This is a genomic window from Pseudomonas synxantha BG33R (assembly GCF_000263715.2).
Lineage (GTDB): Bacteria > Pseudomonadota > Gammaproteobacteria > Pseudomonadales > Pseudomonadaceae > Aquipseudomonas > Aquipseudomonas synxantha_A.
Map to the genome: position 1 here is coordinate 2,376,652 of NZ_CM001514.1, position 13,767 is coordinate 2,390,418.

Genomic DNA, 13,767 nt, shown 5'->3' on the forward strand with positions numbered 1-13,767 from the left:
CATATCGAATAATTATGCGTCGTCAAGGGGGCCGGCAGGTTGGGTTACACCTTAACCGGGCGTCAGGTGGCTCACTGTTATGGTGCATTATCTGACGGCTGGGCTTTGAGTTAGTTTAGAACAAGAAGCTTCTTATCGCATTCATTTGAGACACATTTGGGCGGAGTTACCTGTGCGACTTAACTCGAGTGCGTTTCGGTGGGGCTTAGGTCGGCTTCTCATCTTTGATAGGATGCATGTCATTTTGAGGTGTGTATTTTTAAAATTGAATACTAGAAAATAAAGGCCATTCTTTCAAACACGGGCCTGCCAATTGCTTTTGGCTTTAATGCGCCTGCCATACCATTACGACTTGGGAAGAAATAAATGACCGCTAAACAAAACGCTGCTGTAATGCTGGTCGCTCGCATCATGCTTGTATTGATCTTTCTACTTTCCGGCCTTTCAAAAATAGCTACTCCTGATGCTGTTCGTGGTTATATGGAGAGCGTGCATATACCTGGCTTCTTGCTTTGGCCCACTGTCTTGTTTGAAGTTGGCAGCGGCTTACTTATTATGTTGGGCTATCGTACCCGTCTTGTCGCACTGCTAATGGCCGGTTTTTCACTTCTCACCGGTTTGATTTTTCATAGCCAATTTGACGATCAGATTCAATTGACAATGTTTTTAAAGAATATCTCCATGGTGGGTGGCTTGTTGTTGCTTGCGGCGGTCGGTGCGGGTCAAATTAGCCTTGATGGGAAACGTAATACAGTATGATTCCAGTCATACAAAATTCACTTTTGGGGCATGTCAAAATGTCTTCTGCTCTAAATCGCTCTCACGGTCGAGGAATATATCATGCCGAGCATCGACGAAATCATCAAGGTTCGCACTTCTGCAAGTAGCTACGATCCAGCCCGCACACTATCAGATAGTGAAATAACGGAGTTGATTAGTCTTGCGACTCATGCGCCGTCTGCATTTAATTTGCAAAATTGGAAGTTCATTGCTGTTCGCGGTGATGAGGCCAAGGCCCGCTTGCTGCCGTTAGCGTATGGCCAGCCGAAAATCGTCGAGGCTGCTGTAACGTTTATTGTTTGTGGGACGTTGGCTCCTCATCTGGCACTGCCGGCTACACTAAAGCCTACCCTTGAGGCTGGCGTTATCACTGAGGCTATTTACAGTGGCTGGTTGGGGGCTGCGGAAAACATGTACAAAAATAATGCTGAGTTTCAGCGCGATGAAGCTATCCGCTCAGGTTCGCTGGCAGCGATGACCCTTATGCTCGCCGCGCAAGGTAGGGGGTTGGTCTCCTGTCCTATGATCGGTTTTAACTCGCAGGGGGTGAGCCAATTATTTGAATTGGAGGCGACGGATGTGCCCGTCATGCTGGTAACAGTAGGTTATCCGGGGACGGCCAACTGGCCAAAAAAACCGCGTAAACCCGTCAGTGAAGTGCTCAAGTTCGCTTAAGTGGGCAGGGCAATCGCTCCGGTTTTTATTTTCACACCTTGCCGGTTATAGCGTTGACTTGACTACTACCGCTGAGCTTCACGCACAGAATAGAAGTATATCTGCGAAATTAGTGGCGATTTAGGTGTGACGGTTTTCCCCGGCGTGCGCTCTATCTATAAAGGATAGGAAACATTGGGCGCCGCCGTTATTCAGAATGTTGGTCGCCTTCTGGATATGCTTGAGCATGAGGCTAGCGGCCTCAAACCTCCGGACAGATCACTTGGCAATCCTTCTCATAAAGAAAGGAGTTAAAGTATGAGTCTCATTAAAAGCGCTCTGGATTTCCGCACATTTGTTGATACGCTACGTCAACGAGAGGATCTTGTGGACGTTAAGACTGCAGTTGATCCAATACTGGAAGTGGCCGCGATCGTCCGGCGCGTGTATGAAAAACGGCTTCCTGCACCGCTATTCCACGTGCTTAAAGGGGCAATGCCAGGTGCGCGAATTTTAGGTGCTCCTGCCGGTATGCTCAGCTCAAAACGAAAGGCATACTCTCGCCTCGCACTTCATTTCGGCATGCCTGAAACTACCTCACCACAGGAGTTGGTGGAGAAAATCCGAAGTGCTGTAAAAGCTAAACCAATAGAGCCAATTGTTGTAGATACTGGGCCGGTCAAGGAAAATATATGGGTTGGTGAGGCTGTCGACCTAACAAAGTTCCCCGTACCCTTGCTCCATCAGGCCGATGGCGGTCGCTATTTTGGGACGTATGGTTTCCACGTTGTCCAATCGCCTGACGGTTCTTGGGACAGTTGGGGTATTGGGCGCATGATGCTCAATGGCCGTAACTCTTTAACCGGGCCGGCAATCTCTACTCAGCATATTGGCATTGTAAGAGAGATGTGGACTCTGCAGGGTAAACCCACCCCCTGGGCCATGGTCCTAGGCGCACCGCCTGCAGCACTTGCAGTTGCGGGTATGCCATTGCCGAAGGGGGTGAGCGAATCTGGTTACATAGGAGCCTTGCTGGGGCAGGGCCTAGAGGTTGTCAAAGCTGAAACTAATAACCTGATGGTTCCTGCAAATGCCGAAATCGTACTGGAAGGTGAAATAAGTCTGACTGAAAGGGCCATCGAAGGGCCGATGGGCGAATACCATGGTTATCAGCATCACCAGGGTAGTATGCAACCCATCTTCCATGTCCATGCAGTGACATTTCGTAATAGCCCCATTCTTCCAATTTGTGTGGCAGGTCTTCCCCCAGAGGAAAACCACACAATTTGGGGAACTATGATTTCTGCTCAGTTGCTTGAGGTTTGCCAGCAAGCTGGTTTGCCCGTCGATATGGTTTGGTGTTCGTATGAGGCGGCGACATGCTGGGCTGTGCTGTCGGTAGAGATTGGCGCCCTCGTGAAAATGAATACCACTGCAGATGAGTTTGTGAGCAAGGTTTCGGAAGTGGTGTTCGGCTCACATGCTGGATATCTGATTCCAAAATTAATCTTGGTGAGTAATGATATTGATGTCACCAATATCGATGAAGTTGTATGGGGTCTTGCAACTCGATACCATCCGTATTTTGACCATTACTCGCTGCCCGATGTGCGTGAGTTTCCAATGGTGCCGTATCTTAATGCAGACGATAAGCAGCGTGGGGCAGGTGGTAAGGCAATTATCAATTGTCTATTTCCCGAACAGTTTAAAGGTGAGATGCGAGCCACCACTGCGTCGTTCAAACACTCCTATCCTGATACAGTTGTGAACCAAGTATTAGATAGGTGGAAGGATTATGGGTTCGCAGATAACTAATAAAGTATATGGCTACACTGCAGTCAGGCTCGGAGTATAATGAATTGTTTGACTGTTTTTTTGGCCGTCGATTGGTGGCGTGTATAATGACATGTGTGGTGAGAGGTAGTTGAGTGCGGTATGTTCAATGCTAGATCTAACGTTATAGTTGATCTGCCCGCTGCACGAGGGTAGGTGCTCGGTTTAATTTTTAATTTATATAGGCTCTTCGCTATGCGTAATCAGCAATATCGTTCTGATCCTAAACTCCTCGCTTTTGCTAATGAGATGCGGACCAATTATCGTTCGATGATTCCAATGGCAGGTAAGCCGGAGCCAGTATCTGCAATATCGGATATTGATATTCCTGCCGATGCGCCACTTCGAATGTTGCGCGCACGCGTGTATACCCCTTTTTCGATGGCGCAAGCCCAAGACGGCCAGCGACGGGGGATCGTGCTATACACACATGGGGGTGGTTTCGTTTCGGGTGATTTGGATACCCATGACGTAATGCTAAGAGCTCTGGCCAATCGTAGTGATTGTACAGTGGTGTCACTTGACTATCGGTTGGCGCCTGAAGCACCTTTCCCGGCCGGTCTGGAGGATACTTATGCTGCGTTGCAATGGCTTGCTGTACACGGAGGCGAAATTGGTGGAGATCCACAATCCATCATTGTTGCAGGTGATAGTGCAGGAGGAAACTTAGCGGCTGCAGTTTGCCTAATGGCGCGTGACCAAGGTGGACCTCGAGTTAAAGCGCAAGTACTCCTTTATGCTAATACTGGTAACTACGGTGAGACAGAGTCGTGGAAAAAGCTTTCAGATAGGCGCTTTCCAACGCGCGATGTGATGGAGCTAGTGCTTCAATGTTATGTGCCCGAGAGTCCGACTCAACATCACGCGCCGATGACTGCGCCGCTCCGTGCTGAGTTGGAGGCGTTACCGCCCGCCTTGATTATTACTGCGGAGTTTGACCCAATTAAAGATGAGGGAGCTTTGTATGCACAAAAGTTGCGAGCAGCCGGCGTCGTCGTAGAGGAGGATACTTATTACGACGTTGAGCATGGGTTTATACAATATTTTCAGGCTCAACATAATCAACCTATGGGTGAGCAAGCACTTAATCAAGTGGCAAATTTTATAAAGAAAATCTTCGATAATTTTTAGGGTATGGGCGCGTCTGGTTTTTCAGGGGGGAGCTTTGGTAAATATAAGCTTCCGAAGAAAGATAGGCACGCTTGTGTAAGTCATTAGTTTTTCTTAAAGGTTTGATTCAGTCATTTTACCTGTAAAGCAGCAAGTATCGTCTTTTCGCTTTTCGAAATTTCGGAGTCAACTAGATATGAGCGAAGGTAACGTGGATTTTGGCAAGTCGGGTCAGGGGGTTGGGGCTCGAGTTAGGCGAAAGGAAGACGAGCGGCATTTGCACGGTCGGGGCAAGTTTGTTGCTGACTACCACATGCCAGGGCTTCGGGAAGTGGCCTTTCTGCGCAGCCCTCTGTCTCACGCCCTGATCACCTCGATAGACGTACCGACAACCTTGAAGGGGCAAGCATTCGTACGCGCTGACATGAACAGTGTCAGCGACATCGTGGCCGACTCGACCCTCCCCACGTATCAGCCCTCGTCTCAACCACCGTTAGCCAGCGGTAAGGTGCGTTTTGTTGGTGAGCCGGTGGTGATGACCTGTGCGGCGACTCGGGCAGAGGCCGAAGATCTGGTTGAGCAAGTGATGGTCGATTATGAAGACCTACCTGTATATGCCGACACAGCCGGTAGCGTCGCGGCGACAGATGATTTTATTCATGAGTCGTGGCACAGCAACCGCTTCGTCACCTTGAATGCCGACAAGGCGTTCAGTGAGCATGCGGCGACGGCCAGCGTGACGGTCACGCGCCGAATGAAGCTGGCACGCCAATGCATGGTCCCGATGGAGGGCAAAGCTGTTCTAGCGTATTGGGATCACAGCCAGAGTCAACTCATTGTCATTACAGCGACTCAAGTACCGCATATGATTCGCACTATCCTGTCCCGGTGTTTGAAACTGGATCAGGAGCAAGTACGGGTGATCTCCCCGGATGTTGGTGGTGCTTTTGGCTATAAATGCGTATTGCAGCAGGAAGAGCTTTGTGTCGCTTGGCTGGCCATGACCTTCAAGCAGCCGTTCCGCTTTATCGAAGATCGCCGTGAGCATCTGACAGCGGGGGCTAATAGTCGCGAGCATGAATATGTCATGACCGCTTATGCAGATGCTCAGGGGCGGATGTTAGCGCTTGATGCCAAAATCGTCATTGATGGCGGTGCCTATTCGGTCTGGCCGTTCACCATTGGCCTGGAGCCCGGTCAGGCAATTGGCAATCTGCCTGGCCCCTACGCTTTTCAAGGTTACCGTTGCGTCACCGAATGCGTGGCAACCAACAAGCCTGGTTTTGTGCCCTACCGCGGGGTAGCCCGTACCGGGGTCTGTTTTGCCATGGAGTTGACTATCGACGCTCTGGCACGAGCGGTTGGGCGTGATCCACTGGACGTACGGATGGACAATCTGGTTCGTTCTGAGCAAATGCCGTTTGTTAACGTCGCCAACAAACATCTCGACAGCGGTGACTATCCGGCCAGTCTACGCAAGGCCGCGGAAATGATCGATGCACTGGCGATTCGAGAGCGGCAGCATCGGGGTGAAGCTGACGGTCGTCGCATTGGTCTTGGCTATGCGACCTATACCGAGCAATCAGCCCACGGGACTTCGGTATTCGCTAGCTGGGGAACTCCGATTATACCCGGTCACGAGCAGGCGACTGTGCGTATGACACCGGACGGTGGCCTTGAAGTACGGGTAGGTGTGCATTCTCATGGTCAGGGCATGGAAACGAGCTTAGCCCAGGTGGCCCACCAGATACTGGGGATCGATATTGCTCGAATTAAGGTGTTGCATGGCGATACGGGGCGGACACCATTCTCTACGGGTACGTACGCCTCGCGGTCCATGGTCATGGCTGGTGGTGCCATTGCCAGCGCCTGTCGCGAGTTACTGCCGCGTTTGATTCACATCGGGGCATTTTTGCTGGGAGTACCAGATGCACAGGTCCATCTGCAAGATGGCAGGGTGTTGTGCGATCGAGGCTCAGTGTCACTGGATGACGTAGGGGCTGCTTGGTACCTCAAGCCTCATACGCTGCCGACTGACGTTAACCCCGCTGGGCTGGAGGTCACCACGGGCTTCAAGCCTACCGTCGATACTGGAGTGTTTACATACGCGACCCATGCGGTGCTGGTTGCCGTCGACACTGACAGCGGAGAAGTGGACATCCTTGACTACGTTGTGGTGGAGGATTGCGGAACGATGATCAACCCGATGTTGGTGGAGGGGCAGACCTATGGCGGGATCGCCCAGGGTATTGGCACTGCTATGTATGAAGAAATGCCCTATGACGGTAATGGTCAGCCACTGGCCTCTACGCTGGCGGATTACATCTTGCCAGGTCCGACCGAAGTACCGAATGTGCGGATTCATCACATTGAGACGGCTTCTCCTTATACCGAGTTTGGTGCCAAAGGTATGGGGGAGGGTGGAGCTATCGCACCTCCCGCAGCCATCTTTAACGCGGTTAATGATGCTCTCGCGGATCTTGGCGTAGAACTGGTCCAAACTCCGCTGACGCCGCGCCGGTTGCTACAGGCGTTAGCCGATGCTCGGGCAGAAAGCAACAAGCGGGAGGCGGCGGTATGAAAGCCGTTGCGTTCGATTATCTACGTCCTGCAACTCTGTGGGCCGGGCTACAAGCATTGGCCGATCAGTCGGGGGATATCATCAAGGTCATGGGCGGCAGTCAGTCACTGGGCCCCATGCTCAACCTGCGTCTGGCACGTCCGAATCGAGTAGTGGATGTAAGCGGATTTACCGAGATGCAACAGGTGAGCGAGGACGGCGAGTGGCTGCTGGTCGGCGGTTCGATTACTCACTCACAGATTGAAGATGGCGTGTTCGCCACACTTCGCGGAACGTTGCTCGCCGAGGTCGCTCCCCAGATCGCCTACCGGGCTATCCGCAACCGCGGAACGGTTGGTGGCAGCCTGGCCCACGCGGATCCGGCGGCTGACTGGGTGTTGGTGGCTTTTGTCATGGGCGCCGAAGTGGAGTTACGTAGTGTTCGAGGAACGCGTCAGTTGACGATGGCCGAGTTTATGCTCGGCGCCTATACCACGGCGCTGGCTGAGGATGAACTGATTGTCGGGCTGCGTATTCCGCGTCTTGGACCGCGTGCAACCTGGGGCTATCACAAGTTGTGTCGAAAAACTGGTGAGTTCGCCGAAGCCAGTTGCTCGGCGGTATTCGACCCGGATCGTGGCTTGGCCAGGATTGCTCTCGGCGCGCTGGATGGTCCACCTGCATTGCTCGAGGAGTTATCGGTAGAGGTCGCGCGTCTTGGAGCCGCAGCACTTGAACCTTGCGCGTTGGCAAACGCCATTGCAAGTGTGACACCTGGTAAAGACGCAGTGGAGCGGCAACAAAGTCTCACCGCCTTGAGTCGGTGTCTGGATTCGATTTTCAAGGAGTCTCGGCTATGACGTCTGTACGCATCAATGTTAACGGTCATGTGCTCGAGCGTGACATTACACCGAGGATGCACCTGGGCGACTTCGTTCGCGAGGAGGGTCGATTTACAGGCACACACTTGGGCTGCGAGCATGGCGTTTGTGGTGCCTGCACCGTATTGCTCGACGGTCAGCCCGTGCGCTCTTGCACGACTTTTGCCGTGGCCTGTGAAGGCCGACAGGTGACGACTGTCGAGGGCTTTGAGCAGGACCCGGTGATGGCGCTCTTGCGTGAAGCGTTCTCTGAGCACCATGCCCTGCAATGTGGTTACTGCACGCCCGGCATGTTGACCACAGCGCGTGACATTTTGCTGCGTTTGCCCGAGGCCAATGAGCATCAGATTCGCGTCGAGCTGTCAGGCAATCTTTGTCGTTGCACGGGCTACATGGGCATAGTTGAAGCTATTCGTAGCGTCCTTAAGCAGTTGCGTGAACAGCCGGACGCAGCGATCGGGTCTGCACGTGCACAGGCTCTGAAAGGCCATGGTGTTGCGATACCCACCAGTGGTGGGACCTTCGTTTCGTTTACCACAGAGCACAACGTGCAGACATCTGATGTCGAGCGTTCCGCCAGCCCTGCGCTAGAGTCCTCGAGCGAGCGCGTGCCAGCTGGAGTCAAAGGTGGAACCCGTATGGATGGACGCTTCAATGTGGCTTATCCGCCTGAACAGGTCTGGGCGTTTATGGCTGATCTGGAAGCCGTTGCCGGATGTCTTCCTGGTGCCAACCTTGAAGAAAACGATGGCGAGCGAGTCAAGGGCTTCATTGCCATCAAATTCGGCCCAATGGCAGCCAAATTCGCCGGCGCGGCGCGCTTGACGCGTAACGAGGAACAACGTTTGGGCATGCTTAAGGGCGGTGGTCAGGACACGATCAGCCAATCACGTGCCAGTGGCGAGATTTGCTACCGAGTTTTGCCCGGTAAAGCGGGGGCCACGCTGGTGGAAGTAGAAATGCTCTATTCGCTGCAAGGACCCTTGGCGCAATTCTCGCGCTCAGGGTTGGTAAAAGACTTCGTTGCACGGATGATCCTCGACTTCGGTCGTAATGTGGAACTGCGCATGGACCCCCATGCGAAACCGTTGACCGAGCCGCCTAAATTGAATGTCTTTGCCCTGGGTATGAGCATCATCTGGAACCGTATCAAGGGTTGGTTCGGCTGAAAAGGTCATCTTGAGAATATGACGGGGACGAGCGGTCATGTCTGATTTGTACGCCTTGCTCGATGCACTCAATCACGCCGACAGCGCACAAATAGATGCGGTGCTGGCTACGGTTGTCAAGGTTGAGGGCTCAGCTTATCGGCGCCCTGGCGCTCGAATGCTGATCCCACTTTTTGGTCAGATCATTGGAACCATCAGTGGTGGCTGCCTGGAGCAAGACGTGGCCAGAAAAGCTTGGTGGTTGACAGAGTCAGGCGAAGCAGTGGTACGTCGTTACAGCACGGCAGAGCAGGAAGAGACGGACGCCGATGATGAAGGCGCGGCGCTGACATTTGGCCTTGGCTGCAACGGCACCATATATGTATTACTTGAACGCCAAAATGCCGGTAAGCAAAACTTGTTGGTCAATGTGCTTCAACAGGTAAAAGCTACCGGTCTGCCGGCAGCCCTGGCGACGGTCATTTCGGCGTGCCCAAGATCTCGCGTACGAGTGGGCGCGCGGATGGGGCTGGTTTCCGACCTGAACCCGCATGAGGGGATTTATTGTACAACGCTTGAACAGACGCTACGGGAAGGCTTACACCGTACCCTGGATCGTAAACAATCCCGATTGATAACCTACGCGAGTGGCTCAGATGAAGTCGAGGTATTCCTTGAGTACATTGCGCCACAGCCTCGGCTGGTAATCTTCGGTGCGGGGCATGATGCCCAGCCTTTGGTGTGGTTTGCCAGGGAGCTGAACTGGCATGTGGTGGTGGTGGTGGTGGTGGTGGTGGTGGTGGTGGTGGTGGATGGACGTGCGCACTATGCTCGCCTAGAGAGATTTCCTGCTGCTAGCCAGGTAATGGTTGTGCATGTGGATCAACCCTTCAACCTGTCCAGTACGATTGACGGTGCCGCAATGGTAGTCATGACCCATAGCTATCTGTAGGATCGGTATTGGCTGGAAAACGTTTTGCACTGTTCACCGACCTACGTTGGACAATTAGGGCCCCGCGAGCGAACAGAACGACTAATCGAAGATATGGGTGTGAGCCCTCTACCGCAAGCACTATCCAGGCTTCACTACCCGATGGGGTTGGATTTGGGAGGCGATACCCCCCGTGAGTGTTGCTTTGGCCATTGTTGGCGAGATCACCGCCTACCTCAATGGGCGCAGTGGCGGGAAGCTGAAACTCCGCAAAACGACCATTCACGAAGCCAGTGAGTCAGCCTGCTCTTCAATGGTAGATGGTCAACCGATTGCTTCAGACGCGTAGTTCGAAAGTTATGGAGGTTAAATATTGCATTCGAGGTTTAGGGGGATTACGCAGCAATGTGTAGTGCAGGAGCGAGTCCTTTCTTCCTCCTGATCGCGGCAATCGTTAGGTTGATCGGCTTTCTGCTGTACCACCCGAATCAACGATTCGTCGACGATACATTTGCCAAATACTCCACATAGCCCTGTGCAAATGCCAGATACGCCCGAACGATAGCTGACGGATGACGGTGTGAGGGATAGAGCAGGTTGATTTGCTGTTCTGGCAATGGGTGGTCGGGCAGCACTGCCTGTAGTGTCCCTTCGTGAATCGCAGTTGCTGCCAGAAAAGGTGGTAGTTCTGTCACTAGATCGCCGGCCAGCGCACGGCTGCGTAGGTGAGCATAGTCATTGGTCGACAGTATTGCCTCTGGTGTGATCGCCTTGTCTCCCAACTGCCACACTCCCTGGCGGCCTTGGGTAAATACGCCGCAAGGATAGTCGTGTAAGGCCTCGACGCTGACAGGCACACCCCGTTGCTCAATTAATGCCGGGCTGGCCACTAGCACGTGGCGATAGGTTATCAGGTGGCGAGCGACCATGGTCTCGTGGCTGATCATGCCAACTCGTAGAGCTACATCAACCCCGTCTTCGATCAGGTCTATACGTCGAGCGCCTGTATGGACACTGACTTGGACTTGTGGGTATTGGCGTTGAAATGCGGCCAAGACTTCCCACCAGGGTTCAAACGAGGGGGGGAGCGACAATCGCAAGCGCCCTTTTAGCCGCGTCTGATCATTGAGTACTGCTAGTTCACCCTCGACCAGTGCTTCGATGCCACGGCTGGCATGCTCATACAAACGTATCCCCGAGTCGGTGAGCTTGGTGCCGCGTACTGAGCGCTCGAGCAATTGCACTTTCAGTTGCTGTTCAAGCTCGCGAATGCGTCGGCTCAAGGTTGCTAATGGGATGTCTAGGCGCTCGGCTGCGGCGGACAAACTACCGGTTTGAGCCACGCTGACGAACATACGGACTGCGTTGAAATCCATGTGTGGCCCTTCTCGTTTTTAGAGCATTCAATATTTACGTCATTTTATCTCATTGAGCGTTTAATTACCTTTTTAGGGTCAACGAGAGGCTACGCCATGCCTCATGAGGGGTGATATTAGGGGCATAGCCTCCAAGGCTGCTGTTAGTCAAATGATGCCTGACAATAGAATAGCCACCGATTCCTTCATCGGCACCACTCCTCGTGGTTGCCGCAGTACGCAGTGTTATTGAGCCGAATGGGAGAGCGAAGCCTTTCCAGCAGGCATAGGTTTATTGCTTTCTTTTATTTTTAAATCGGTAGGTAGGCTTGAGTAAAATGCATCGCCGCAAAGTGATTTCATAAAAATTTCCCCTTGCGCCAGAATAGACAGCTCTTGTGTTGCGTCCAAATAGAAAAAGCTGCTGGAGGATTTAGTTTTTAGCTCGGCAGTATCAGTCGGACTAATAAAATCAAAGTGGATGCAGTAGCCGAGTAACTCGTTGGATTTATCTCTAAGCGTGATCATATTCAGATATTTAAATTTTAGCTCGCCATCGTTTTGGGCGCGTTTTTTGTCCGGGTCCACATTTTTTCCGACGTTTTTGCCCAGTCGTATTATCGATTTGGGGAGTTCGACTTTTAGTCGTTTGTCGACAAGCTCTATTTCTTGCGAGCTTGCTTTTTTTCGTGTCGCTACCTGCGGGATTTTTTCATTAGCATAGTGATCCCATTTTTCTATTTCGTTGATAATAGGTGCCACCTTCCAAACAGCTGAAATGAAATTTATTGCAGAGCAGCCTGAAATTAAGAATGGTAACGATATAACGAGCAGTAGCAATTTCCCTGAGGTCATTACTTAAATCACCGTTTAATTGTGTGGTCGGATAAGGCATGAAAATTTCATTAACCATGGGACATGGTGCTGAAAAAATAGTTCGGCTCGTTGAGAGTCTCTGAGCTGGTCCCTAGCGTAGCAAGTCAAACGGTAGAGGAGGCGTTGACGATTTTCAATCTCTAATTGCTCCGACAACAGAGCCAGCAGGTAAATTGCTTCTCATTTTTGGCAGGAAGGTTCTCATTTTTGTGGCTTTATATTTTGTCCTTCTTAAGAAAATATTGGCGTTTGTTACATAAGAACTATGGAAATTTTTGCTGAGATTGATTAGGCGCCAGAGGCAGTTAACGGGTTGTTATGCCGACTCGAAAGCGTGACGTCCCATATTGTTGTTAATGGCTATTTTTTTCGATCATCGATAACCCAGTCCAGTAGCGGGTAGCTCTTTGAGGGCACACCGTTAAACTTTATCCATAGAGTAACAAGCAAATCATCAACCGATCGGCAATTATTTTTATCAATCAGAGGGCTGCGTCATGGCTGATACTCCAAAAACGATTAATATTTTTCTACGTGAAAATCAAATTTCTAAACAAATAGTTATGCTGAGCGGTGGGAATGGTTCCGCTAAAAAACTATTTCCAGGCTATCCCGACTTATGAGATAGATACAAGGCCATGAGGATTAAGGATATTCGCACGCACGATTGGTTTGGATTGTCGGATGCGGATACTAATATAGATCCAAAAAATCTGTCACAGCCAGTGTACTCCGTTCAACCAAGCAACCTCGATAAAGCCAAAAAACTTATGGCGGACATTGCCAATTCCAGAGTCACACTCCATAAAGACTTATCCTCAGATGAAATGTCCGCGGCTAATCCATTTGACCCCAAGGTATGCAAGATAGAAGCTCTGGCCACCCCCATATACATTAATAATCATTATGACAATTTAGGGAGCGACGTCGAAACTCTTTATAGGGTTGGTCGCTCTTTAGGGGCATCTAATAAAATCCCAGACCCTGAGGTGTTTGCAGAAAAGGCGTTTTATGTAGCTACTTGGGCAACTAAATATGAGGGAAAACCCCTCATCCAATTAAGAAAGCCAGTTTCGTACTTTGAGGTATGGAACGAGCCTGACTTGGGTGACTTTTACAATGGGACTGCTCAAGTTTTTATGAATTGTATGCCAAAACAGCAAGAAAAATAAAATCCGTTGATGCGAGCATACAAGTGGGGACGTCTGGCGTCGCCAACCCTGCTGCAAACGACAAAGGGTATGTAGATGGACTGCTTGATTATTGTAAAAGCAATAATGTTCCTCTGGATTTTTTCTCATGGCATCATTACTGTGATGGATCATCAGACCCCTTTGACTGTTATGTACTTGGTAAAAAAGTAAGGGATTTGCTCAACCGCAAGGGATTTATTACGACTAAATCTTTCCTTACAGAATGGCACATAACCCCGCTGGTCGATACTGGAAGGGTTTCTGCCGCTCAAGTAATGCAAACCGCATCGCTTATTTGCAGTAGTTTAATTTATATGCAGGATGCACATATTGATAAAAGCTATTTTTATCGGTGTGACGCTATGCATCTTGGCTTTATCAATAAAGAAAAAACTATACTTATGCAGCAAAAGCATTTCTTGCTTTTGAAAAAATGAGAAGCACAC

At 51.0% G+C, this 13,767-nt stretch carries 11 protein-coding genes and 1 pseudogene; 10 read left to right on the forward strand and 2 right to left on the reverse strand.

Going from position 1 to position 13,767, the window contains the following annotated elements; all coding sequences use genetic code 11:
• The first annotated feature begins 366 nt into the window (after positions 1-366).
• The 8 genes and pseudogenes from PSEBG33_RS16385 to PSEBG33_RS27960 all read left to right on the forward strand — a co-directional run bounded on the left by PSEBG33_RS16385 (position 367) and on the right by PSEBG33_RS27960 (position 10,194).
• The gene (locus PSEBG33_RS16385; RefSeq protein ID WP_005787126.1) at positions 367-759 is read left to right on the forward strand and encodes a DoxX family protein; all 393 of its coding nucleotides are present in this window, start codon (positions 367-369) and stop codon (positions 757-759) included.
• 81 nt (positions 760-840) lie between these two features.
• Positions 841-1,455 (forward strand): nitroreductase family protein, encoded by a 615-nt coding sequence (locus PSEBG33_RS16380; RefSeq protein WP_005787128.1) that lies wholly within the window; start codon positions 841-843, stop codon positions 1,453-1,455.
• A 297-nt stretch (positions 1,456-1,752) separates the two neighbouring features.
• Positions 1,753-3,249 (forward strand): UbiD family decarboxylase, encoded by a 1,497-nt coding sequence (locus tag PSEBG33_RS16375; RefSeq protein ID WP_005787129.1) that lies wholly within the window; start codon positions 1,753-1,755, stop codon positions 3,247-3,249.
• Positions 3,250-3,462: 213 nt separating this feature from the next.
• On the forward strand, positions 3,463-4,398 hold the full coding sequence (locus tag PSEBG33_RS28615; protein WP_087945236.1) for an alpha/beta hydrolase: 936 nt from the start codon (positions 3,463-3,465) through the stop codon (positions 4,396-4,398).
• Between the two features lie 175 nt (positions 4,399-4,573).
• Positions 4,574-6,958 carry a xanthine dehydrogenase family protein molybdopterin-binding subunit gene (locus PSEBG33_RS16365; protein WP_005787132.1) on the forward strand — a complete coding sequence of 795 codons (2,385 nt, stop codon included), beginning with the start codon at positions 4,574-4,576 and terminating at the stop codon, positions 6,956-6,958.
• Positions 6,955-7,797: an FAD binding domain-containing protein gene (locus PSEBG33_RS16360; RefSeq protein ID WP_005787133.1), complete on the forward strand. Its 843-nt coding sequence runs from the start codon at positions 6,955-6,957 to the stop codon at positions 7,795-7,797. The genes PSEBG33_RS16365 and PSEBG33_RS16360 overlap by 4 nt, the downstream gene beginning before the upstream one ends.
• Positions 7,794-8,987, forward strand: coding sequence for a xanthine dehydrogenase family Fe-S subunit (locus tag PSEBG33_RS16355; protein ID WP_005787135.1), 1,194 nt, complete (start codon positions 7,794-7,796; stop codon positions 8,985-8,987). The genes PSEBG33_RS16360 and PSEBG33_RS16355 overlap by 4 nt, the downstream gene beginning before the upstream one ends.
• A gap of 37 nt (positions 8,988-9,024) precedes the next feature.
• A pseudogene (locus tag PSEBG33_RS27960) lies at positions 9,025-10,194 on the forward strand (XdhC family protein).
• 191 nt (positions 10,195-10,385) lie between these two features.
• Here the strand turns inward: PSEBG33_RS27960 and PSEBG33_RS16350 are convergent.
• A complete protein-coding gene (locus PSEBG33_RS16350) occupies positions 10,386-11,273 on the reverse strand; it encodes a LysR family transcriptional regulator (protein ID WP_005787139.1) in 888 nt (295 codons plus the stop codon).
• A 225-nt stretch (positions 11,274-11,498) separates the two neighbouring features.
• On the reverse strand, positions 11,499-12,107 hold the full coding sequence (locus PSEBG33_RS27200; protein WP_032803431.1) for a hypothetical protein: 609 nt from the start codon (positions 12,105-12,107) through the stop codon (positions 11,499-11,501).
• A gap of 659 nt (positions 12,108-12,766) precedes the next feature.
• On the opposite strand from PSEBG33_RS27200, the gene PSEBG33_RS16345 reads away from it, so the two are divergent.
• Both PSEBG33_RS16345 and PSEBG33_RS29315 read left to right on the forward strand, forming a co-directional pair.
• A complete protein-coding gene (locus tag PSEBG33_RS16345; RefSeq protein WP_005787142.1) occupies positions 12,767-13,300 on the forward strand; it encodes a hypothetical protein in 534 nt (177 codons plus the stop codon).
• Positions 13,273-13,758 carry a GH39 family glycosyl hydrolase gene (locus tag PSEBG33_RS29315; protein WP_005787144.1) on the forward strand — a complete coding sequence of 162 codons (486 nt, stop codon included), beginning with the start codon at positions 13,273-13,275 and terminating at the stop codon, positions 13,756-13,758. The genes PSEBG33_RS16345 and PSEBG33_RS29315 overlap by 28 nt, the downstream gene beginning before the upstream one ends.
• Positions 13,759-13,767 lie beyond the last annotated feature (9 nt).